The organism is Puia sp. P3 (assembly GCF_050632245.1).
In the GTDB taxonomy this organism is placed as follows: domain Bacteria; phylum Bacteroidota; class Bacteroidia; order Chitinophagales; family Chitinophagaceae; genus Puia.
In genome coordinates this window covers 4,527,175-4,548,780 of sequence record NZ_CP192583.1, presented here as the reverse complement: position 1 = coordinate 4,548,780, position 21,606 = coordinate 4,527,175, and the positions used below count along the sequence as shown (strand labels likewise).

18 protein-coding genes and 4 pseudogenes are annotated in these 21,606 nt (G+C 55.7%); 12 read left to right on the top strand and 10 right to left on the bottom strand.

Annotated elements, in window-relative coordinates; genetic code table 11:
* Positions 1–67: 67 nt before the first annotated feature.
* Positions 68–2,521: a glycoside hydrolase family 2 TIM barrel-domain containing protein gene (locus tag ACQ86N_RS28400; RefSeq protein ID WP_431209989.1), complete on the top strand. Its 2,454-nt coding sequence runs from the start codon at positions 68–70 to the stop codon at positions 2,519–2,521.
* 43 nt (positions 2,522–2,564) lie between these two features.
* On the opposite strand, the gene ACQ86N_RS28395 is transcribed toward ACQ86N_RS28400, so the two are convergent.
* The 4 genes and pseudogenes from ACQ86N_RS28395 to ACQ86N_RS28380 all read right to left on the bottom strand — a co-directional run bounded on the left by ACQ86N_RS28395 (position 2,565) and on the right by ACQ86N_RS28380 (position 5,681).
* A complete protein-coding gene (locus ACQ86N_RS28395; protein WP_431209988.1) occupies positions 2,565–3,470 on the bottom strand; it encodes a DsbA family oxidoreductase in 906 nt (301 codons plus the stop codon).
* The gene (locus tag ACQ86N_RS28390) at positions 3,437–4,252 is read right to left on the bottom strand and encodes a manganese catalase family protein (protein ID WP_431209987.1); all 816 of its coding nucleotides are present in this window, start codon (positions 4,250–4,252) and stop codon (positions 3,437–3,439) included. The genes ACQ86N_RS28395 and ACQ86N_RS28390 overlap by 34 nt, the downstream gene beginning before the upstream one ends.
* A gap of 107 nt (positions 4,253–4,359) precedes the next feature.
* Positions 4,360–4,943: pseudogene (locus ACQ86N_RS28385) on the bottom strand (ferritin-like domain-containing protein).
* Positions 4,944–5,192: 249 nt separating this feature from the next.
* Positions 5,193–5,681: a DUF421 domain-containing protein gene (locus tag ACQ86N_RS28380; protein WP_431209986.1), complete on the bottom strand. Its 489-nt coding sequence runs from the start codon at positions 5,679–5,681 to the stop codon at positions 5,193–5,195.
* A gap of 34 nt (positions 5,682–5,715) precedes the next feature.
* Here ACQ86N_RS28380 and ACQ86N_RS28375 point away from each other — a divergent pair, with 34 nt between their 5' ends.
* On the top strand, positions 5,716–6,105 hold the full coding sequence (locus ACQ86N_RS28375) for an inorganic diphosphatase (RefSeq protein WP_431209985.1): 390 nt from the start codon (positions 5,716–5,718) through the stop codon (positions 6,103–6,105).
* Positions 6,106–6,304: 199 nt separating this feature from the next.
* On the opposite strand, the gene ACQ86N_RS28370 is transcribed toward ACQ86N_RS28375, so the two are convergent.
* From ACQ86N_RS28370 to ACQ86N_RS28350, 5 genes and pseudogenes are all read right to left on the bottom strand, one after another.
* Complete coding sequence (locus tag ACQ86N_RS28370) at positions 6,305–6,568, bottom strand: DUF5110 domain-containing protein (RefSeq protein ID WP_431217635.1); 264 nt, start codon at positions 6,566–6,568, stop codon at positions 6,305–6,307.
* A 75-nt stretch (positions 6,569–6,643) separates the two neighbouring features.
* Entirely contained in the window at positions 6,644–6,877 is a 234-nt protein-coding gene (locus ACQ86N_RS28365) for a hypothetical protein (protein ID WP_431217634.1), read from the bottom strand.
* Between the two features lie 96 nt (positions 6,878–6,973).
* Positions 6,974–8,466, bottom strand: a pseudogene (locus tag ACQ86N_RS28360) (glycoside hydrolase family 31 protein); the annotation flags it as partial.
* 183 nt (positions 8,467–8,649) lie between these two features.
* Positions 8,650–9,396: an ArsB/NhaD family transporter gene (locus tag ACQ86N_RS28355; protein ID WP_431209984.1), complete on the bottom strand. Its 747-nt coding sequence runs from the start codon at positions 9,394–9,396 to the stop codon at positions 8,650–8,652.
* 148 nt (positions 9,397–9,544) lie between these two features.
* Positions 9,545–10,009, bottom strand: a pseudogene (locus ACQ86N_RS28350) (SLC13 family permease); the annotation flags it as partial.
* Positions 10,010–10,553: 544 nt separating this feature from the next.
* Here ACQ86N_RS28350 and ACQ86N_RS28345 point away from each other — a divergent pair.
* From ACQ86N_RS28345 to ACQ86N_RS28320, 6 genes are all read left to right on the top strand, one after another.
* Positions 10,554–10,739 (top strand): hypothetical protein, encoded by a 186-nt coding sequence (locus ACQ86N_RS28345; protein ID WP_431209983.1) that lies wholly within the window; start codon positions 10,554–10,556, stop codon positions 10,737–10,739.
* Positions 10,733–12,067 (top strand): TonB-dependent receptor plug domain-containing protein, encoded by a 1,335-nt coding sequence (locus ACQ86N_RS28340; protein WP_431209982.1) that lies wholly within the window; start codon positions 10,733–10,735, stop codon positions 12,065–12,067. Before ACQ86N_RS28345 ends, ACQ86N_RS28340 begins: the two co-directional genes overlap by 7 nt.
* Positions 12,012–13,316: a hypothetical protein gene (locus ACQ86N_RS28335; RefSeq protein WP_431209981.1), complete on the top strand. Its 1,305-nt coding sequence runs from the start codon at positions 12,012–12,014 to the stop codon at positions 13,314–13,316. The genes ACQ86N_RS28340 and ACQ86N_RS28335 overlap by 56 nt, the downstream gene beginning before the upstream one ends.
* Positions 13,313–13,489, top strand: a complete 177-nt coding sequence (locus ACQ86N_RS28330) for a hypothetical protein (protein WP_431209980.1) — start codon at positions 13,313–13,315, stop codon at positions 13,487–13,489. The genes ACQ86N_RS28335 and ACQ86N_RS28330 overlap by 4 nt, the downstream gene beginning before the upstream one ends.
* An 84-nt stretch (positions 13,490–13,573) precedes the next feature.
* On the top strand, positions 13,574–14,899 hold the full coding sequence (locus ACQ86N_RS28325) for a RagB/SusD family nutrient uptake outer membrane protein (protein WP_431209979.1): 1,326 nt from the start codon (positions 13,574–13,576) through the stop codon (positions 14,897–14,899).
* Positions 14,842–15,291 (top strand): RagB/SusD family nutrient uptake outer membrane protein, encoded by a 450-nt coding sequence (locus tag ACQ86N_RS28320; protein WP_431217633.1) that lies wholly within the window; start codon positions 14,842–14,844, stop codon positions 15,289–15,291. Before ACQ86N_RS28325 ends, ACQ86N_RS28320 begins: the two co-directional genes overlap by 58 nt.
* A gap of 110 nt (positions 15,292–15,401) precedes the next feature.
* Here ACQ86N_RS28320 and ACQ86N_RS28315 read toward each other — a convergent pair whose 3' ends face one another.
* Complete coding sequence (locus ACQ86N_RS28315) at positions 15,402–16,427, bottom strand: LacI family DNA-binding transcriptional regulator (RefSeq protein ID WP_431209978.1); 1,026 nt, start codon at positions 16,425–16,427, stop codon at positions 15,402–15,404.
* Positions 16,428–16,517: 90 nt separating this feature from the next.
* Between ACQ86N_RS28315 and ACQ86N_RS28310 the strand changes: the two genes are divergently transcribed.
* The 4 genes and pseudogenes from ACQ86N_RS28310 to ACQ86N_RS28295 all read left to right on the top strand — a co-directional run.
* Positions 16,518–17,024, top strand: a complete 507-nt coding sequence (locus ACQ86N_RS28310) for an aldo/keto reductase (RefSeq protein WP_431209977.1) — start codon at positions 16,518–16,520, stop codon at positions 17,022–17,024.
* On the top strand, positions 16,910–17,569 hold the full coding sequence (locus tag ACQ86N_RS28305) for an aldo/keto reductase (protein ID WP_431209976.1): 660 nt from the start codon (positions 16,910–16,912) through the stop codon (positions 17,567–17,569). Before ACQ86N_RS28310 ends, ACQ86N_RS28305 begins: the two co-directional genes overlap by 115 nt.
* Positions 17,570–17,575: 6 nt before the next feature.
* Positions 17,576–20,032 carry a glycoside hydrolase family 95 protein gene (locus ACQ86N_RS28300; RefSeq protein WP_431209975.1) on the top strand — a complete coding sequence of 819 codons (2,457 nt, stop codon included), beginning with the start codon at positions 17,576–17,578 and terminating at the stop codon, positions 20,030–20,032.
* Positions 20,033–20,040: 8 nt separating this feature from the next.
* A pseudogene (locus ACQ86N_RS28295) lies at positions 20,041–21,584 on the top strand (glycoside hydrolase family 97 catalytic domain-containing protein); the annotation flags it as partial.
* Between the last annotated feature and the right edge of the window lie 22 nt (positions 21,585–21,606).

The window sequence follows — 21,606 nt, the reverse complement described above, 5'->3', positions numbered from 1 at the left end:
TGGGAATGGCTATCGCATTGTTTTTTTCGGCGGGCTGTATGGTCAGGGGCAGTCGCTGCGGCAGCGAATGAATTTCAACAAGTACTGGAGGTTCCGGCTGGGGGATCAACGCGGCGCTGAGGTGGCGGGCTATGACGATGGGGGATGGGAGCGGGTCGGGTTGCCGCACTCGTTCAGCACGCCATATTTCGCGGCTTCGCAGTTCTATACGGGCTGGGGATGGTACAGAAAGCATTTTGCTATCCCGGCGGACTGGCGTGGAAGGTTGTGGAGTCTTGAGTTCGAGGCGGCATTCCAGGATGCGGAGGTGTTTGTAAATGGGATATCGGTGGGGCGGCATCAGGGAGGGTATACGGGTTTTTCGCTGGATATTACGGGAGTGATAAGATCTGGTGACAATGTGGTGGCGGTCCGGCTGAACAATTTTTGGAATCCTCGTATTGCGCCGAGGGCCGGTGAGCATGTTTTTTCGGGTGGCATTTACAGAGATGTATACCTCGTGGCTACGGCGCCTGTTCATGTCGACTGGTGCGGCAGCTTTGTCACCACGCCGGAGGTCTCGGCGGAGCGTGCTGTCGTGGCGGTTCAAACGCAGGTGATCAACGGGCTGGATTCCGCCTGCAGTGTGGAGGCCCGTACGATGGTGCGGGATGCGCGGGGCGCTGTTGTTGCCCGGTGGGACGGTTCGCGGCGGTTTGGGCGGGGTGAGACGGGAGCGATCGATCAGTCGGGTGCGTTGCAGGGGGCGCCGCGTTTGTGGTCGCCGGATCGTCCTTATCGTTACCGCGCCACTACGGAGCTGTGGGTCGGGGGCAGGAAGGTTGACGAATATACTACAGCATTTGGTATCCGGTCGATCCGGTGGACGGCGGACAGCGGGTTCTTTCTGAACGGAAAGCATTTTTATCTGCTTGGCGCGAACGTGCACCAGGATCATGCGGGGTGGGGAGATGCTGTCACGAATGCGGGGTTTTACCGGGATGTGCGGATGATGAAGGAGGCTGGTTTCAATTTTATCCGGGGTTCCCACTATCCGCATGATCCGGCTTTTTATGATGCGTGCGACAGTCTGGGAATGGTTGTCTGGTCGGAGAATACTTTTTGGGGCATCGGGGCAGCCGACAACACGCCTGAGGGCTACTGGACCGCCAGTGCGTATCCTACGGTCGAGGCGGATCGGGCGCCTTTCGAGGAGTGTGTAGGGCGCGAGCTGCGGGAGATGATCCGTATTCAGCGGAACCATCCGTGTGTGATCGTGTGGAGCATGTCCAATGAGCCGTTCTTTACGGCCTGGTCGACGATCCGTCAAACGAGGGAGCTGTTGAAGAAACTGGTGGGGATTGCGCATGGGTGTGATCCTACGCGGCCTGCGGCGATCGGAGGCGCTCAGCGTCCGCTGGACAGCAATCGAATCGATCTTTTGGGTGATATGGCCGGATATAACGGTGACGGCAGTGCGATCCCGTTGTTCCATAATCCGGGTGTTCCGAATGTCGTGACGGAATATGGCAACCTGGTGACGAAGCGGCCGGGAGAGTATGTTCCGAACTGGGGCGATCTGGCGCGTGACAGCGGCAGGGAAGTATATCCCTGGAGGGCTGGTCAGGCGATCTGGTGTGGTTTCGATCATGGGTCGATAGCCGGTCCGCAGATGGGGGAGATGGGGCTTGTCGATTATTTCCGGCTGCCCAAGCGATCGTGGTACTGGTATAGGGATCACTACAGGCATATACCGCCGCCTGTCTGGCCGGTGGCGGGGGTTGCGTCGGGGCTGCGGCTGACTGCGGACAAGTCCCGGGCTTTCGCTGACGGAACAGATGATATTCGGCTGGTGGTGACCGTGGTGGATGCACGGGGCGTGGCTATCAGCAACAGTCCGCCGGTGCGGATGGAGGTCGAGTCGGGGCCGGGCGAGCTGCCGACGGGGCGCAGTATAGAGTTTGCGCCGGGGAGCGATATTTCGATACTGGACGGGCAGGCGGCGATCGAGTGCCGGGCCTGGTATTCCGGCAGGTCGCGAATCCGGGTGAGTAGTCCGGGGCTTCGGCCGGGGTTTTTAGATGTCGATTTTGTGGGGCCTGTGGCCTATGTAGCCGGGGTAACGCCTTTGGCGGCGGGGAGACCATATGTCCGGTATGTGGCTGCGCAGGCGGATACTGTCCTGAGGACTTTTGGCCGGAACAATCCGACTTTTTCGAGCAGTGCGGCGGAAGGCCATTCTTCGGGGCTTGCGGCTGACGGGGATGTTCGCAGCTATTGGCAGCCGTCGGGCGGGGACAGCGTCGTTTGGTGGTCGGTGGATATGGAAAAGCAGGTGAAAGTAAATCGTATTTACATCGAATTTTCTACTGCGGGTGGTGCGGGGTATGTCGTCGAGGTGGGTGGCAAGGAGGGTTGGAGAAAGGTGTTTGAGGGAAGCGGGGAGGAGAAGAGCAAGGTGATCGGAGATGGCGGGTGTTGTGGGCAAGGAGGTGAGGGTGCGGTGGGGGACTCCTGTGGGTGTGAGGCTGGCGGAAGTTAAAGTTGAAGGAAGGATAGTTGCTGACTAGTGGTACGAACATATGTCACGGCGGGTCTGCCTGCTGGCTTCCAGTTAAACAGGCGAATTGGTGTAGACTCCCGAGTGTCTGAAACCCTGTCAGACTGTAGGCCTTACCGTTGGAATTTCGAAAGACAATGGCGGGAAGCCGGTTGAGTCCGGCGGACCTCCAGTCCGTCATATCTTTCCGAAAAAGTTCTTTTGCCCTGCTGCCTGTCAGGTCAGCGGCAAATGTATTCAGACTGAATGCATTATTGGAGGCCGACAGTTTTTTCCCCAGAGCCAGTAGAACGGGCATCCGGGCGATGTTCCGGCGGCTGGTCATAACGGCTTGCTGAGCGAGAAAGAAATATTCGTCCGCACAGGCTGCCCCCTGCAGGCCCGCTGCTTTTACCGCAATACAGGCCGGATAGGAAGATGCCGGCGGATCATTTATCCATATCGTATCATCAAGGACAGCACCTGATAAGACACGGGCGTGCATCCATTCGGGTCCCATTTGTATGGGCCGGGATATAGCGTTCCGATGGTCCGAGAAATGACGCCAGGAAGGCAGAAGGCCGGCCATTTTATAGCGGACGTTTTGTATCGCATACTGTTGCAGGAAAGTCTGCCAGGCAGTTCGCATAGCCCATGTCCAACAGCAAAGCGGATCGGTATAGACTGTTATCTCCCAACCGGCTGCACCGGCTGTCAAAACTTTACTTGCGGCTGGTCCGGCTGGTTTTTTTCTTCCATTCGATCTTTTTTCCGTCTCTTCCCCTTTTTTGGCCTTTGCGGCAGTTTCGCTCCATTGCTGGGGCCCGTCCTGGAAGGCGTTAGCGATTTCACTGCTTTTGATCTTGCTTACCTGCCGGTCTATCTGTGCGACAGCCTCTACGGTCCGGTCCGTACCTGCTACCTCATGTTCAAGGAGCCCGTTGGTTTGCATGATGTATTCAATAGGATCTTCAATATATTGAAATTCCTCCCCAGCTGGGTCGATTTCCCTTCATTCCATGGTCCGGAAAAGTCGTTCCCGCTGCTCATGTTGAAGTAGACATTGCTGAAACGTGGATCGGCCTGCAGGACGCCCGGCGGGAAGTTGGGTTGTATAGTGGATAGGGCGGCTTCAAACATTTGATAGTGGGCGACCTCACGCGTCATTAAAAAACGAAGCGTTTCTTTGACATAGGGATCGTCTGTAAACTGCAGTAGGTATTCATAGGTCATCTTGGCGCGGGTCTCCGCGGCAATGTCGCTTCGCAGGTCGGCACTGAGATCACCCTGACAGTCGCCATTGATATAGGCCGCGGTCCAGGGAACGCCCTGACTATTGGTGTAGGCGGGTCCGCCGGCGCTGCCCACTAAAAACTGTGGCGCGGTCATGCCCTGGTGGATAACCTCTTCCTTGCCGGCTTTCCCATTCAGGAGTTTCATGATCTCCGAGTTGTCTGCAGCATTCTTGAGATCGCCGTTTATTCCTTTTAACAGCATCTGAATGGTAGCGCCGACAATTTCAAGGTGACTAAATTCTTCGGTGGCGATGTCCATCAGCAGGTCATATTTGTCTGGGAAGGGTTGTTTAGCGCCAAATGCTTGTCCGAAATAGCGCAGAGCGGCGGCTAATTCTCCGTTCGCTCCCCCGAACTGTTCGAGCAATAAGGTTGCAAAAGCCGGATCGGGACGGGAAACCCGTGCGTTGAACTGTAAATCTTTTACGTGATAGAACATAGTTAAGAGTTTGATGTAATTCCATATACTTAAAAAATCATACCTGGCACGGATGAAGAAAGGGACCAAATGGTCCCTTGTGACGATCTTTCAGTTTGCAGGTGATACTATTCATTTCTGGATTCTCCGGATGCCTGGAAGTTGATGCCAGTTTCGGCGATCTCTGTCAATTTTTGATCGGCCGCCTTTTCTTCTTCCAGTGTCTGCTCCAGTAATTCTGCGATATCGTCGTGGCCCAGTGTATAAGCGATCTGGATGAGCCCTCCGTAGGTAGCGATTTCGTAGTGTTCTGCTTTTTGACCTGCCATAACAAGTCCCACGTCACGGGTAGCTGTGCCTTCTTCGGTGTCCCCGATCACAGAGCTGCCTTCTTCCGTAATTCCTTCCATCGCGTCGCATTTTTGGCAACTGCCTTTTCACCGATAAGCTGGAATGCTTGTTCCAGGCGCTGTACATGGGTTTTTGTTTCTTCGAGGTGACTTTCGAAGGCTGTCTGCAATTCTTCAGAAGTGGCTGCTTTTTGCAATTTGGGTAGAGTTTTTACCAGTTTTTGCTCGGCCCAATAGATATCTTTCAATTCATCGACGAAGAACTCTTTGAGTTGTGAATCCTGAATGGGGGCGTTGGCGCGCGCCTTTCCGGAATGGCGGATGCCCGTGGCTTGTTTGGTTGTGGTATGTGTCTTTTGCATACAATTTAAATTTATAGATGAATAAGTATTCGGTTGGTTGATGAGTTCTTTATTTAAGGTGATCAACAAAAGCATGCCACCCGGTAGAGCTGCCGATCTGACCATGAATCGAACGTAATACGTAGCGGTTTTTCCACATTCCCAAACGTTCCGGGTAGCCCGACGTTATCGCCTTCGATTGAAGCCATGCTATAGTTTCCGATGTGGCTGGAATACAATTTGCAGACGCGAAGGTGACGACTGTGCTTTTTACGACTTTTTGATGATGCTGAGTTCTCCGGAGCGCTCCAGATAGATTTCGGAGACTCCGGCAAGGTCGGTTGTATGGAGCTCCCGCCTAACGGCTTCGAGCAGGTCTTTCCGGGAGATTTGGGCGATGCGCATATTGCGCTGCTGTTCTTTGTCGCCGGCATAAAGGAGCTTCTTTTCCCCTTTGATTAGCCGGCCGATCCCGTCGTTATAATATCCCACCAGGCCCAGGAGAGAATGAACAAGAACGAAAGCCAGACAGGCGAGGGTCGTGGGAATGACGGGAGATGCACCTACGACGACGCGGCTGAAGACGGAACCGAGCATGATGATAATGACGTTGTCGAAGGCTGATCTTTTCCCGAAGGTCCGGACGCCGGCGATGCGAAGGAAGACGAGTGTCATCAGGAAGGTGACGATGGCCCGGCAAACCATCTGGAGACTGTTGAGGTCTTTGCCGTGGCCGAAGAGGGTGGTAAGTATATCCATTGGGATTATTTATGAGCTAACTAAATTATGAAAAATGAGTAACATAAATGTTGTGATCGAAACGCCGAAGGGCAGCGCACAGAAGTATGACTTCGAGCCGGGGGAGCGATTTTTCAAATTGAAGAAGATCCTGCCTTCAGGAATGGTTTTCCCTTACGACTTCGGTTTTATTCCCAATACGGAGGGGGAAGACGGGGACCCGCTGGATGTTATCGTGATCTCGGAGTTTCATAGTCTGCCGGGGATCATGATGAAGTGCCGGGTACTCGGAGGGATCTGCGCGGAGCAATCAGATGGAAAGGGGGCAAGATGGTTCGGAATGACCGGTTTCTGGCCGTGCCCAAGTGTTCGACGATCTTTGGTAAGTTTCGCTCGATCAGGGATATCCCGGAAAATATCTTCGAGGAACTGGAGGCCTTTTTAAGGAATACAACAAGCTGGAAGGAAAGAAATTCAAAATTGTTGGAAAAGTGGATGTGGAGCAGGCTGATAAAGCTGATCGCGAAAGGGATGAAAGAAAAGGCCTGACCGGCACACGTGCAGGACAGGCTGGACCAGTTGAGGACTTTCCGGCAGAACAGCTATTTTTCGCGGGCGCAGGCTTTGTGATCACAGGCGAACCGTCATCGATCGGCCTTTGTAGGAGATCGTCCTGTCCGGGCTTGTGGATGGGGTATCGCCGACTCCTTTTTTGTATCTACCATGACTATGCGAAATTTTCGGGTGGCCGGCATTCCTGGAAAGAGCCCTTTGCGGTCGCTGATGTCGAGTGTGCGTGTGGCGTCGTGCCAGGTGAGTTCGATCTCGGTGGATGCGCCGCTTTCATAGTTGTAGCCGTCTCCTTCATCTTCGTACAGTGTGAAGTGGGCGTCGGCTCCGGGATAAATGCGGAGTTCGAGGTCGTCCCATTTTTTTCTGCGGCGTATTGGACGGCGGGACCCCGGGGATTATCGAGCCGGCTTTTACAAAGACCGGTATTTTATCGAGGGGGTGGTGATGTCTGTGTTGCTGCCGCCGGGATGTTTTGTGCCTGACCAGAGGTCGTACCAGGCGGCGCCGGCGGGAAGGTAGACGGTGGTGGAGCGCTGGCTCATCGATGTGACCGGGGTAATCAGGAGGGAGGGGCCGGAGAGGAATTCGTCGCCTTTGTTCCACGTGTTGTGATCGGTGGGGAAGTCCATGACCAGGGCGCGCATGATGGAGCCCGCGTGCGCGGTGACGTTGTGGGCGACGGAATAGTTATAGGGAAGGAGACTGTAGCGGAGGCGGATGAAGCGGGCGATGGCGTCGAAGGCGGTGTCGCCGGGTCTTCCGAAATTATAGATCTCGCGCGGTATATCGGTGCCGTGTGAGCGCATGAGGGGCATGAAGGCGCCGAATTCGAGCCATCTGCAGTAGAGTTCGCGGAATTCGGGGTTATCGATGGCGCCTTTGTGGGTGAAGGCTCCTGCGAAGAAGCCGCCGATGTCGGTGTTCCAGTAGGGAATGCCTGTGAGGGAAAAATTTAGTCCCGCGGGGATCTGCCGGCGGAAGGAGGACCAGCTGGACTGGATATCGCCGCTCCATGTATTGGCGCCGTAGCGCTGCTGACCGGCGAAGGCCGAGCGGGTGAGGATGGAGACTCGTTTGGCGTTGGTGGTGGCGCGCTGGTGTTCATAGACGCCGCGGATATGTTCGAGGGGGAAGGCGTTGCGGACGCTGCGGTAGGAACCGAGGTGGGTGGGGAGGTCGAAGTCGCTTTCCTTTTCGTCGAGGTGGTCGGGTTCCGAGGAGTCGAGCCACCAGGCGTCGGAGCCGAGTGAGAAGATGCCTTTATTAAGATAGCGCCAGTAGATGTCCCGCGCGGTGGGGCTGTAAACGTCGTAGGGATGGGTGCCGCTGCGGGGTGGCCATGTGGCGAAGTGCAGGAGCATGTGTTTGGCGTCGAGCTCGGCGTATTGAGGGGTTTGGGGGCCGAAGCCGGGCCAGGCTACGATGAACAGGTGGGCATTCATATTGTGAATGCTGTCGATCATTTCTTTTGGGCGCGGATAGGTGGCGGGGTCGAAGGCCATTGCGTTCCAGTTGCTGTCTTTTCCCCAGTACTGCCAGTCCTGGACGATGCCGTCGAGGGGATCTTCAGTGCGCGATATTTTTTAACGACCTCCAGCAGTTCGAACTGGGTCTTGTAGCGTTCTTTGGACTGGTTGTATCCGAATGTCCAGAGGGGCATCATGGGGGCCTGGCCAGTGAGGGCGCGCATTTGGGCGAGGACGCTGTCTGCGTTGCCGCCGCGCATGAAATAATAGTCTATGCAGCGGCCGACCTGGGATTCGAAGGAGGTCTCCTGGCGGTTGTCGGTGAACAGTGTGGGGGAGTAGTTATCCCAAAACAGCGCATAGCCTTTGACGGACATGAAATAGGGGATAGATACTTTGGTGTTGCCCTGGACGAGGAGGTTGCGCTGGAAGCGTTGGTTCAGATGGCCGTTCTGTTGCTGTCCGAGGCCGTAGATGGCTTCGGCGGTGTCGAGGCGGAAGGCCTGGCGGACGATATAGTTGGGTTTGCCGGCGTCTTCGTTGGCGGTGAATTGCGCGCCTTCTTCTTTTTCCCGGAATAGTATGGTATTGGTCGTTGGGTCTGTGAATTGGAGCCTGCCGGTCGCGTTGTCGAGGTCGACGGTGATCCCGGGTGTTTGAAGGATGAGGTGTCCGTTGGCGGATCTGATGGCGGGTTCGGGGCCGGAGGGTTGTTCGATGACGGAGAGGCTTTGTCTGCGTGCGGTGTCGCCTTCGGGAAATTTCAGGACCCGGATGGTGGCGGGGCCGTAGCAGGTGATCTCGGTCGTGATCCCGTCCGAGGTGGTGCGCAGGCCGTGGGGTATGGGGGTGTGAGGTCTGGGCGTTGGAGGCGGTGAAGCAGAGGATGGCGGCTATGGAAAGTAAATTTTTCATGATGGAAGCGTGGGATTAAATGTCAAATAAACAATTCAAATATAGGAGAGATCGGGCATTATGCAATCGGTTGCCGAATATATTTCTTTGACGGGGCGGGTCGGTTGCGCTGGAGCTTTGGTGGCCTGCGTATGGGTTAAAGCCAGGTGCAGAGTAGGAGTGCGGAGCAGGGATGCTATCAGGGCGGGGAACATGACGATTGCGCCTAGTTTGAGGAATTGCCATGCGTTTACGGTGATGCCTTCCCGGCGGAGGGAAGTGAGCCAGAGGATGGTCGCCAGAGAGCCGGTAATGGAAAGATTGGGGCCGAGGTCGACTCCGATGAGGAGGCTTCCCCTGACCAGTTCGGTCAGTAGTGGGGCGTTGTGGACGGCGCCGGCTGCGACGAGGCCGACGGGGAGGTTATTGGCGAGGTTGCTGAGTATTGCGATACCCGCGCCTGCCGCCCATGCTGTTGTCGTTGTGGATGTTTGTGAGCCGGACTGGAGCAGGTCGCTGAGTATGGTGATTACGCCGGCCTGGTTGAGGGCTTCGACGATAACGAATAGTCCGGCGACGAGGGGCAGCACGGACCAGCTGACCTGGCGGAGGATGACCCGTGGTGTTCGTTTTTCCCTGATCAGAATGAGTGCGGTGGTAAGGATGCCGGCGACAGCGGTGGGTAGTCCGAGGGGCTGGTCCGGGGCGGATGCCGCGAGCAGGACCAGGGTGGTGGCGAGGAGGCCCCTGATGGTGAGGCGTCCGGCCGGGGTTAGGGCCGGCAGGTCGATATCGGTGGCCATGGTTTGCCGCAGGTGTTTTTTCTGGGTGAGATAGAGGGCGAGGTAGGTAAGTGCGATCGAGACCGGGGGATGGAAGCAGGTAGAGGGAAAGCCAGTGGAGCAGCGGGGGCATGTGGCTACTGTAGAACACCAGGTTTGCGGGATTGGAGATGGGCAACAGGAAAGACGCGGCGTTGGCGATGAAGGCGCAGATGAAGAGAAAAGGGAGGGGTTGTTTGATCCGGGCGGTTGCGGCGGCGGCGGCGACGGCGGGAGTGAGGACGACGGCGGTGGCGTCGTTGGAGAGGAAGGCGGTGACGATGATGCCAACGGTGTATACGAGGCCGAATAGCCGGCGGGGTGATCCGGCGGCATAGCGGGTGGCGTGGGCTGCGAGCCAGTCGAAGACCTTTTCTTCGCGGGCGGTTTCGGCGAGGAGCATCATGCCTGTCAGAAAAAGATAGACGTCCGCGCCTTTGAGTACTCCTTTCCAGGCGGTGCCGGGAGAAATAAAATGAAAGACGACGAGGGCCGGGGCCCCGGCAACGGCGAAGACGGCTTCGGGCAGCCTGAAGGGGCGGATGATGACGCAGGCGGTGGCGAGGATGGCGATCGAATATATTCCGGCGTTCATGTTTGTATGCTTTGCTATGCGAAACCGATTGAATGTTTCGGTGGCATAATTAGGAAAATTGGGCCGAACAAAAAACTACGAACTGCGAAATAGCTGCGGAGTCGTTTTAAAAATATTTTTTGCAATCGATTGAATTTTAAAAAAAAACCTTTTACATTTGATATTGTAGAGTCGACAATTCAGAATCTCGCGCGATTTAGCTGGATCCGCCCCTCCGGTTGTTACAATGTTTAATAAATTATGTGGCCATTGGTCGTCGCCGACCTCTGGAAGGGGTGTTTTTGGCTTGCGAAATTCAATCGATTGAAATTTCTACAAACGGTGGATGGATGCTGATGGTTGACGCGTCAGGCCGGCCGGAGGTGACGATTGCGCTTTTCATTCTTTTTTGTTGTGGAATTAAATTTCATCTCACACTAAAAAAAGCTGCTTAATGAAACGATTTTTGCCATTGGGGAATATCTTCAATTCCCCGCAGCGCCACCCGTGGTGGCAGAAGCTGCGCTCAATTTCCTTATTTCGCAAAATTTCCTTTTTTATTGCAATGCTGGTCTTTTTTTCGGTGGCTGGTCATGCGCAGGATCGGATGACGGTGACCGGGAAGGTGATTGCCGGCGACTCGGCGATCGTTGGGGCCACCGTGCAGGTGAAGGGGGGCGGGATGCTGTCCAGAGTGGTCCGGAGGGCCGCTTCTCGATCAATGTTCCGAAGGGGGCGACGCTGGTGGTGAGTTTTGTGGGCTATGGGGCCGAGGAGATTCGCGCCGATTCGAAATTCATGGTTGTGAATTTGAAGCAGGCTGCCCGGCTAGGCGGTGAGGTCATTGTGGTGGGATATGGCGTGCAGAAGAGGGCTACGCTGACCGGGTCTATCTCGCAGGTAGCGGGGTCGGAGGTGGCCGTGAGCCCTTCTCCCAATGTCGGCGCTTCGCTGGCGGGCAAGCTGCCGGGGCTGGTGGTGACCCAGAGCATTGGTGAACCGGGCAAGGACGATCCGAGCATTCTTGTCCGTGGTCTGGCCACGCTGGGGAATGCGTCCCCGCTGATCATTATCGACGGCGTGGAGCGCAGCCAGATGACCCGTCTCGATCCGGACGATATCGAGACCATTTCGGTGCTGAAGGATGCGTCTGCGGCCATCTATGGGGCGCGGGCGGCCAATGGGGTCATTCTGGTGACGACGAAATCGGGGAAGAAGGGGAAAACGGTTTTTAATTTCAGCTATAACTATGGCATTCAAAATGTGACGAAGATCCCGAAGATGCTGGATGCGGCTACGTATGCGCAGGTATACAATGAAGGTCTGTTCTACCGGGAGGGCCGGCCTGCGAATTTCACGCCTTTTTATTCGGATTCGGCGATACAGAAATTCAAAAATGGTTCCGATCCTATCAACTATCCCAATACGGACTGGGTGAAAAGGGTGCTTAAGTCTTCGCACGTCCAGAAGATCGGACTGCAGGCGAGCGGCGGGTCGGATGCGGTCCGGTACCTGCTGTCCTTCGGTTCGACGACGCAGGATGGAGACTTCCGGCATAATCCGGACGACTATCACCAGTATAATGTGCGGATCAAGCTGGATGCGGATCTGACGAAGAACCTGACGGTGGGTGCGAATATTTCCGGCATTTTTACGGATGGCAGGTATTCGTCCATAACGGGCACTTCGGGCTCGGGCGTCACCTTTGTCAATATCCTGCAGGCCAACCCGACGCTGGCCGCGGTATATCCCAATGGCCTGATAGCGCCGGGCCGTCTGAATCAGAATCCGCTGCTGCTGGACCAGCAGGGTTTCGACAAGATCAGCAACAGCAGCATTTACTCTACGTTTACCGGGACCTATCGCGTGCCGTTCGTGAAGGGGTTGCGGGTGGATGTGTCCTATAACTATGATTTCGCCAATCAGTTCGAGAAGCTGTGGCAGATACCGGCGTATTTTTATTCGTACAACGTGAATACGGGTGGATACGACAAGCTGCTGCAGAACACGGCTATCCAGCTGAATGACACCTATACCAAGTGGACGAACCAGTTGTCAGAATGCCCGGCTGACCTATGACCGGAGCTTTGGCGGTCACCATGTTACGGCCCTGGTCGGTGCTGAGCAGCAGTATGTCACCAAGTCGTATGCCATGGCCGGCAGAAAGAATTTTGTGAGTACGGCTCTTCCGGAGTTGAACGTGGGCAGCACGGCTGCGGCCGACCAGATGGTCGGCGGCGTCGATTCTACGGCGGCATACAATAATTATTTCGGTCGTCTGAACTATGATTTCGGGGGAAAGTATCTGCTGGAGTTCTCGTTCAGGGACAATGGCTCTCAGATATTCCCGGCCGGCAAGCGTTTTGGCTTTTTCCCGGGTGGTTCCGCCGGATGGGTGATGTCGGAGGAGAAGTTCATGCATAACCTTCCGTGGGTGAGCTATCTGAAGCTGCGCGCGTCGCACGGCGAGCTGGGAAATGACCGGGTGGCGCCTTACCAGTTCCTGCAGGCGTATTCTTTTGGCAGTAACTATGTGTTCGGGCAGAACGATGTCTCGGGTATCTATCCGAACACTGTACCCAATGCGGATATCACCTGGGAGGTGAGCAAGAAGACCGATTTCGGTCTTGTGGCCAATTTGTGGAACGGGTTGCTGGGGATCGACGCGACCTATTTCCTGGAGCACCGGTCAAGGATACTGGTGAAGCCTAATCTTTCCGTCAGCAATATCTATGGCTATCCCAGTCTGCCCACCGAGAATATCGGGAAGGTCAACGTCGGAGGTTACGAGCTGGCGCTGACACACCGGCAGACGTTCAGGGACTGGTCCTACACCGTCTCGGCGAACTTCAACTATGCGAGGAGCAAGATCGTCTATATGGATGAGGTGCCGCAGTCAGAGCCCTGGCAGAATGCTACGGGCCACCCGATCGGATCGCAGCTGATCTATAAGAGTGCCGGGATATTCAAGGACCAGGCCGACCTGACGAAGAATGCGAATCAGGCGGGCAGCGGCTCGCAGGTGGGGGATCAGAAGCTCGCGAATCTTAGCGGGGGCCAGCAGATAACGGCGAATGACCAGTTCAGGTTCGACTATTCGAATGTTCCGATGGAGACTTTTGGCCTCACCTATATTATGCGCTATAAGTCGTGGGACCTGAATATTTTCTTCTATGGGCAGACGAAGGTGTATAATTACGATCAGGTATATGCGAACCTTGGAAACACCGATTTTTCCAATGCGATGGTCGCCAGGGCGGATGGCCGCTGGTCGGTGAGCAATCCGAACGGAAATCTTCCCCGTTCGGGCGAATGGACTCCGGGGTGACGAGTTTCTACATGAAGGATGCCACCTTCATCCGGCTGAAGACGGCGGAGATCGGCTACAGCCTTCCGCGAAATGTGGTCGCCCGTACCAGGACCTTCAGCGACGTAAGGTTCTATGTGAGCGGTTTCAATATCCTCACCTGGGCAAAGTCCATCAAGCTGGGAGGATCCTGAGCTGAGCGGCAATTCAACTGCCTATCCGCCACAGCGGATCATCAATTTCGGATGTACTGTCAAGTTCTAAAAATCTCAAGCATTATGAAAAAATTATTTGCCATAGTGATCATTACCGGCGGCCTGATGGGGTGCCGGAGGAATGTACTGGATATACCGCCGCAGGACAGGATATCGGAGAATGCCGTGTGGACGGACCCGAACCTCGTTGCCGCGTATGAGAACAATCTATACAATGGGGTTCCGCACGGGTTTTACCTGCATATGTATTCGAAGTATGCCGACGAGGCGATCAATACGGCGCCTTGCTGCGGCGCGAATATCTTCGCGCAGAATACCTATAACCCGGACAATATCACCCAGGCGAACAGCGGCGATTTCTGGGGAGGTTATATGTATTACTGGACGCAGGGATATCAATTTATCCGGGAGGCGAACCTTTTCCTCGAAAAGATGGCGGCGACGGGTTCTATCAGTTTTGCCAACAAGCAGCAGCTGACCGGAGAGGTGCATTTCCTGAGAGCCTTTATGTATTTCAATCTGATCGAGCGATACGGCGGCGTGCCGCTGGTGGATAAGTCCTATACACTGGGCGATAGCGCCGATTTCAAGCGGAGTACTTTCGACGAATGCGTAGCTTTTATCAAAAAGGACCTGGACCAGGCGAAGAGTCTGTTACCGCAGCGGTATAATGCGACGGACCCGAATTTCGGCCGTGCGACGCAGGACGCCTGTCTGGCGCTGTGGTCGAGGGTGACCTTGTATGCGGCTTCGCCGTTGTTCAACACGAACAATGATATGGCGAAATGGCAGGCAGCGTCCGATGCGGCGGATTCGCTGCTGAACAGGGGTTATTCGCTGTATTCGGACTACCGAACGCTGTTCAACCAGCCGAGCGGCAGCCCGGAGAACGAATATATTTTTTCACGCCAGTTCTCAACGGCTACCGGCACCCAGTACCCGATGCACAATTTAGGGCGCCGGTATGGCGCCTATGGCGGGTGGTGGGCCAGCAATGGGCCTTCGCAGAATCTGGTCGACGACTACGATATGGCGACGACGGGTGAGCCTCCTTTCAAGTGGACGGGCGGTGGTCCCGGGGCGATGGCGGCGGCGACGCAGCAGGCGAATCCCGCCTCGGGTTATGACCCGCAGCATCCCTATTGGAACAGGGATCCGCGATTCATGGCGACGGTTCTTTGTGATTCGGGCGTTTATCATGGGGATACCTGTTTCCAGTGGATCGCATCGGACGGCAACAGCTGGGGGTTCGATTCTTACAAACAGAGCAGTGACAATCCGGAGGGTGGTTACATACTTAAGAAGTTCATGCCGGACAATGGGCCGTTGAACTGGTCGACCTTTTATACGACCCCTGGCCGTACTTCCGCCTTGCCGAAATATACCTGAATTATGCGGAGGCGCAGTTCAATCTGGGGCATGAGGATGTCTGCCGGCAGTATATCGGAATGGTGCGGGCGCGGGTAGGGATGCCGCCTATTCCCGTCAGTTATACGGGTGCGGCGCTGAGGGACCGGCTGTATAACGAGCGGAGGATCGAGCTGGCTTTCGAAGGCCATCGGTTCTTCGACGAACGGCGCTGGATGATCGCGGGGGATATCGAGAACCGGCCATTGCGGGGTATGAAGATCATCAAGAACCTTCAGACGGGTGTGACGACGTATACTCCGGTGACCTGGCTGCAGAAGATACCTTATACCAGTGCGATGAATCTGCTGCCGGTCGAGCGGGCGGAGATCAAGAGGGACAAGGATGTTTCGCAGTCGCCGGGTTGGCAATAATTTGGGTATATGCAGTTAAAGTGTGTCATATACTAGCAGTCGAATAAAGTGTAGGCCAATTTCCATTGGCCTTTCCTCTTTGTTTTGCCGTTATTTGCATCGTTGGATGGCTAGTGCCGGCGCGAGCTTTGCCGGATGCGGATATCGGAGGCGATGACGATGGTCTCTGTAGATGGAGTTGCTTCCTGTTGCCAGATGCGCTGGAAATAGAGTTCGGCGGCTTTTCGTCCAAGCTGGATACTGTGCTGGTCGATGGTCGACAGAGAGGGGGATACGAGCTGAGAAAAAGTCTCGTCGGCAAATCCGAAGACGCCGAGTTCGGACGGAATGCTGATGCCGAGCATGGCAGCGGCGTCCATGACGCCGAGGGACTGGTAGTCGGAGACGGTAAATATAGCGTCCGGGCGGTGGGGGAGTTTGAGGAGTGGAAGCGCGGCCTGTTTGGCCCGTTCGCGACTAAGGACGTTGTCGACGATAAAATTGTAGGGGATTGGCAGGTTGGCCTCGGTGATGGCGGCGACGAAGCCTTCTTTTCTTTCGAGGAAGGTTGTGACCCTTGAGGGGCCGCCAAGGAAGGCGATATTGCGGTATCCTTCGCTGATGAGGGTTTTGACGGCTTCGCTGGTGACTGCCCGGTTGTCGTTGACGACCTTAAAGCTATCGAAACCGTCGAGGCAGCGGTCGAACTGGATAACGGGAATATGGTTCTTTCGGATCTGATTGAGGTGGTCGGGACTGGTCGTCTCTTCGGCATTGGAAATGAGAATGCAGTCGACGTTCTGGTGTATGAGGGTCTCGATGGCTCTGCCTTCTTTGTCAAAGGATTCGTGGGACTGGCAGATGACGAGGCTGTGGTCATAGGCGACGCAGACCTCTTCAATGCCGGAAATGGCATCCGAGAAGAAGCTTTGGTTGATATGGGGTACGACGACGCCGATGGTCTTCGACTGGCCGCGGCGAAGGTTTGCCGCGCGAGAATTGTGTTTATAATTTAGCTGGACTGCCTTTTCTTTTACTTTCCGGCACATGGCGTCGCTGACGGACGGGTGGTTATTGAGGGCTTTAGAAACATAGGAAGGCGAGATCCCAAGTTCTTTGGCGAGGTCGTAGATTGTCGCTCGTTTCTGGCTTTTCATCGTGACGTTTTCAACATTGAAATAATGTTGAAAGTACATAAAAAATGTTGACAGTATTGATTCAATTGAATAAACGTAAGTACAGAGACTATGGAATTAAAATTACCGCCAGTAGTATTTGGGACCAGCGGACTTGGAAATTTATATGTCGCCCTTGATGAGGACGTCAAAACGAGGATCGTGGAAGCCTGTATCCGGCAATCGGAAGAGCGGGTAATTTTTGACTCGGCCGGGAAATATGGGGCCGGGCTGGCGCTGGAGTCGCTTGGGCGTGCATTGAAAAAGCTCGGTATCGCGCCCGGTAATGTCGTGATCAGCAACAAGCTCGGGTGGCTGCGTATTCCTCTGGCCGGAAAGGAGCCGACGTTCGAGCCGGGGGTCTGGAAGGACCTGAAGTACGACGCGGTCCAGAAGATCGGGTATGACGGAATGATGGAGTGTTTCGAACAGGGGAATGAGCTATTGGGGGGTATATTCCGCAGATGGTGTCGGTACACGACCCGGATGAATATCTGGCAGCGGCGGGAGACAACGGTGAGGAGCAGACCAGGCGATATGAGGATATACTCGACGCATATGAGGCGTTGTTCGATCTGAAACGGCAGGGAAGGGTCGCGGCTATCGGCGTCGGGGCGAAGGACTGGAGGGTGATCAAACGTCTTGTGCGGGATGTTCCATTGGACTGGGTGATGTTCGCCAACAGTATGACGCTGAAAAGCCATCCCTGGGAGCTGGCTTATCTGATAAAAGAGCTTGCCGACAGGGGCGTCAGGGTGATCAATTCGGCGGTGTTCAATTCGGGGTTTCTGGTCGGATCGGATTATTTTGATTACAAACTGATGCGCCGGGGCGATCCTGTGGCCGACCGGCTGTTTCGCTGGCGGGATGAGTTCTTCGCAGTTTGTGACGAGTTCGGTGTGATGCCCGCGGCGGCCTGTGTCCAGTTCGCGCTGTATGTACCCGGCGTATGCAGCATTGCGCTGCAGTCGTCGAATCCGGACAGGGTAAAGGAGAATCTGGACATGGCGGCGATGCAGTTGCCGTGGGAGTTCTGGCAGGCGCTGCGAGAGCGGGACCTGATCAATTTCGATCCTATGGCAGTCGGGAGACCGGGATATATACGATTCAATAACTATTATTAAATATCAATGAAAGAGATCTTATGCGCGGCATTGCTGGGCATGACAACGATTGCCAATGCTCAACAGGAAAAGGAACTTAAGCTCTGGTACCGACAGCCCGCGGGAAGCCGCTGGGAGAATGCGCTGCCGGTCGGCAATGGCCGGCTCGGTGCGATGGTCTATGGAAATGTGGAACTGGAGAATATCCAGCTCAATGAAGGGACGGTCTGGAGCGGTAGTCCGAACAGGAATGATTATCCGGAGATGCTGACGGCGCTGCCGGAGGCGAGGCGGCTGATCTTTGAGGGCAAGCAGGCCGAAGCCCAGAAGTATCTGGAGCAGACGGTAAAGTTCAGCAAGTCCAGCGGGCAGATGTTCGAGCCGGTGGGCAGCCTGCGGCTGGCGTTCGATGGACACGAGCAGTTTAGCGACTACCGTCGGGAACTGGATATTCGCCGCGGGGTCGCCACTACTTCGTATATGGTTGGCGGGGTGCGGTATACCCGTCAGGTGCTGGCGTCTTTGCCGGACCGGGTGGTTGTTGTGCGGCTCACGGCGAGCCGGCCGGGGGCGCTTTCTTTCAGTGCGTTCTACACGACACCGGAGAAGAATGCGTCGCGGTCGACCAATGGCGCTAAAGAACTGGTGATCGCGGGGACGACGATGGACCATGAGACCGTTAAGGGGATGGTGAAATACGAGGGAATAACGAAGATACGAGCCGAAGGGGGAACTGTGACGAGTACGGATACGTCGCTTGTGGTGAGCGGCGCGCGGGCCGCGACGATCTATATTTCGATCGCCACGAATTTTATCAACTATCACGAGCTGGGCGGGGACGCGCATGTCGGGGCGGAGGGGTTTCTCGCCAGGGCCTGGCCGAAAGAATGGGCCGGTATTGAAAAGTCGCATGAGGCCGCTTTCCGCAAGTATTTCGACCGGGTGCAGCTGGACCTGGGTTCTTCGGAGAACGACAGCCTGCCTACGGACGAGCGGCTTCGGAATTTCAGGAATGTGAACGATCCTTCTTTCGCGACGCTGTATTATCAATACGGCCGCTATCTGCTGATCTCTTCCTCCCAGCCGGGCGGACAGCCGGCGAACCTGCAGGGGATCTGGAATGACAAGTTGTTTCCGCCGTGGGATAGCAAGTATACGTTGAACATCAACGCCGAGATGAACTACTGGCCTGCCGAGAAGACCAATCTTGCGGAGATACACGAGCCTTTTCTTCAGATGGTGAAGGAACTTTCGGTGACCGGAGAGCAAACGGCAAGGGTTATGTACGGAGCGCGTGGCTGGATGGCGCACCACAATACGGATATCTGGCGGAGTACGGGTCCGGTGGATGGGGTCTTCTGGGGGATCTGGAGCGATGGCGGCGCCTGGACGAGCCAGCATTTGTGGGAGCACTATCTCTATAATGGGGATAAGGCTTATCTGGCCTCGGTATTCCCGGTCATGCGGGGTGCGGCGATGTTCTATGTGGACGATCTCGTCGAGGACCCGAGGAACCACTGGAAGGTGATCAATCCGGGTACTTCGCCGGAGAATGCTCCGCGGGCGCACGGCGGTTCTTCTCTCGATGCGGGAACGACGATGGACAACCAGATGGTATTCGATATATTCAGTACGGTGATCCGCGCGGCGGATATTCTGCACCGTCACGACGCCTTTATCGATACGCTGGGAATGCTCCGCGACAAGTTGCCGCCGATGCATATCGGCAGGCATGGTCAGCTGCAGGAATGGCTGGAGGATGTGGATGATCCGAACGACCATCACCGGCATATCTCTCATTTGTATGGATTGTTCCCTTCCAATCAGATATCTCCATACCGGACGCCCGAGCTGTATGCGGCTGCGAAGAATACGCTGTTGCAGCGCGGTGACGTCTCCACGGGCTGGAGCATGGGTTGGAAGGTGAACTGGTGGGCGCGGATGCTGGACGGGAACCACGCGTATAAACTGATACAGACGCAGCTGTCGCCGTTGGGGGTAAATCCCGAGGGCGGGGGTACGTATACCAACCTGTTCGACGCGCACCCGCCATTCCAGATCGACGGCAATTTTGGCTGTACATCCGGGATCACGGAGATGTTCATGCAGAGCGCGGATGGGGCGCTGTCGCTGTTGCCTGCCTTGCCGGACGCCTGGCCGGCGGGGAGTATCCGCGGTCTGAGGGCCCGTGGGGGATTCGAGGTCACGGATATGGAATGGAAGGAGGGACGACTGGTTAAGGTAGTTGTTATGTCCAGACTTGGAGGGAATTTAAGGCTGCGTGTGCCGAATGCGCTTGAGCTGAGTGGGAGCGTGCTGAAGCCGGCTTCGGGGGAGAATCCCAATCCATTTTATCGGACGGAGGCGACGCCTGCGCCAGTTATCGCGGGTGAAGCGAAGCTGACCGCCCCGGAGATGAGGGCGACGCTGGTCTATGATATTTCTACGAAGGCGGGCGTGACCTACACATTTTTATCCAAGTAATCGTTGTTATGAAATCGAGATTTGTATTTGGCTGTTGTCTTTTGCTGACCGGTTATTTTGTTTTTGGCCAGAAAGTGCGGGTGGAATCGCCGAATCAGCGGATCGTAGCGGGGTTGTATTGTGCGGGGAGTGGGGACCGGGGGGAGTGGTGGCTGGAAATGCCGGGGCTGATCCCGCGGATCTCCCCGGGGCTGGTGCGCAGCGACCAGGAGTTCTGGAAGGATCTGCGGTTTGTCAGGGCGGGGAAGTCTTTGCCGATCGCGGAGCAATACACGGTGGTACACGGGAAGCGAACGCATTGCAGTAACAGAGGGAATGAAGTTGTCGTACTTTTCGAGAACGGGCAGCATTCGCGGATGGAGCTGGTTGTACGGGCCTATGACGACGGGCTGGCTTTCCGGTACCGATTCCCGGACGGGAAGGATTCTCTTGTCGTCAAAGAAGAGATGACGGCCTATACGATCGCTCCGGGTACTGCCCGCTGGCTGGAGAAGTGGAATCCTGCGAACGAGGGATTGTACAGGGGAATGAAGGACGACAGTGTCCGGCAGCAGTGGGGGATCCCGGCGCTGTTCAACATTCCGGGCAGTGATAAATGGTTTTTGATACACGAGGCTGGTTTGGACGGCGGCTATTGTGGTTCGAAGCTGAGCAATATTGCGGATGGGAGTGTGTATAAAATCAGTTACCCGGACCAGTGGGATGGCAGGGGGCTCGGGGCTTCGGCGCCGACCATCCGGCTGCCGTGGCAGTCGCCGTGGCGGGTAGTCATTGCCGGTGGGCTCGGGGATATCGTGGCGTCGACGCTGGTGGAGGATGTTTCGCCGCCGTCGGTGTTGGCGAAGACAGACTGGGTGCGGCCGGGGGTGGCCTCGTGGAATTACTGGTCGCATAATCATGGTACGAAGGACTATAAGGTAGTGCGTGAATTCACGGATCTGGCGGCGCGGATGAACTGGCCGTATACGCTGTTCGACTGGGAATGGGATGCGATGGGCAATGGCGGTAGTATGGAGGATGCGGCGCGGTATGCGTTGTCAAAAGGGGTTCGGCCGTTGATCTGGTATAATTCAGGCGGGCCGCATACATATGTAACGGCCACGCCGCGGGACCGGATGCTGACGCATGAAAATCGTGTGGAAGAGTTCCGGAAGTTGAAGCAGCTGGGTTTTGCGGGGGTGAAGGTGGATTTTTCGAGAGTGAGAAGCAGGATATGATCCGGTATTACCTCGATATTCTGGATGACGCGGCGAAGGCGGAGATGATGGTCTATTTCCATGGCTGTCTGGTGCCGAGGGGATGGTCGCGGACCTATCCGAACCTGATGACCTGCGAGGCGGTGAGGGGGGCGGAGTGGTATAACAACGGTCCGGATTTTACGCTGGCCGCGCCGGAGCACAATTGTACGCTGCCTTTTACCCGAAATGTTGTCGGTCCGATGGATTATACGCCGGTGACGTTTACGAATTCGCAGTTTCCGCATGTTACGTCTTATGGTCATGAGCTGGCGCTGAGTGTGGTTTTCGAGTCAGGGCTGCAGCATTTTGCGGACCGGCCGGAGGGATATGACGGCT

Excerpts from the sequence above, each read along its gene's own strand:
- ACQ86N_RS28375 (WP_431209985.1), top strand. The coding sequence starts at position 5,716 with ATGAGTAACATAAATGTTGTGATCGAAACGCCGAAGGGCAGCGCACAG.
- ACQ86N_RS28335 (WP_431209981.1), top strand. The coding sequence starts at position 12,012 with ATGACACCTATACCAAGTGGACGAACCAGTTGTCAGAATGCCCGGCTG.
- ACQ86N_RS28400 (WP_431209989.1), top strand. The coding sequence starts at position 68 with ATGAATTTCAACAAGTACTGGAGGTTCCGGCTGGGGGATCAACGCGGC.
- ACQ86N_RS28315 (WP_431209978.1), bottom strand. The coding sequence starts at position 16,427 with ATGAAAAGCCAGAAACGAGCGACAATCTACGACCTCGCCAAAGAACTT.
- ACQ86N_RS28345 (WP_431209983.1), top strand. The coding sequence starts at position 10,554 with ATGCTGGTCTTTTTTTCGGTGGCTGGTCATGCGCAGGATCGGATGACG.
- ACQ86N_RS28395 (WP_431209988.1), bottom strand. The coding sequence starts at position 3,470 with ATGCAAACCAACGGGCTCCTTGAACATGAGGTAGCAGGTACGGACCGG.
- ACQ86N_RS28325 (WP_431209979.1), top strand. The coding sequence starts at position 13,574 with ATGAAAAAATTATTTGCCATAGTGATCATTACCGGCGGCCTGATGGGG.
- ACQ86N_RS28310 (WP_431209977.1), top strand. The coding sequence starts at position 16,518 with ATGGAATTAAAATTACCGCCAGTAGTATTTGGGACCAGCGGACTTGGA.
- ACQ86N_RS28365 (WP_431217634.1), bottom strand. The coding sequence starts at position 6,877 with ATGCGCGCCCTGGTCATGGACTTCCCCACCGATCACAACACGTGGAAC.
- ACQ86N_RS28305 (WP_431209976.1), top strand. The coding sequence starts at position 16,910 with ATGGTGTCGGTACACGACCCGGATGAATATCTGGCAGCGGCGGGAGAC.
- ACQ86N_RS28390 (WP_431209987.1), bottom strand. The coding sequence starts at position 4,252 with ATGTTCTATCACGTAAAAGATTTACAGTTCAACGCACGGGTTTCCCGT.
- ACQ86N_RS28300 (WP_431209975.1), top strand. The coding sequence starts at position 17,576 with ATGAAAGAGATCTTATGCGCGGCATTGCTGGGCATGACAACGATTGCC.
- ACQ86N_RS28380 (WP_431209986.1), bottom strand. The coding sequence starts at position 5,681 with ATGGATATACTTACCACCCTCTTCGGCCACGGCAAAGACCTCAACAGT.
- ACQ86N_RS28355 (WP_431209984.1), bottom strand. The coding sequence starts at position 9,396 with ATGGCCACCGATATCGACCTGCCGGCCCTAACCCCGGCCGGACGCCTC.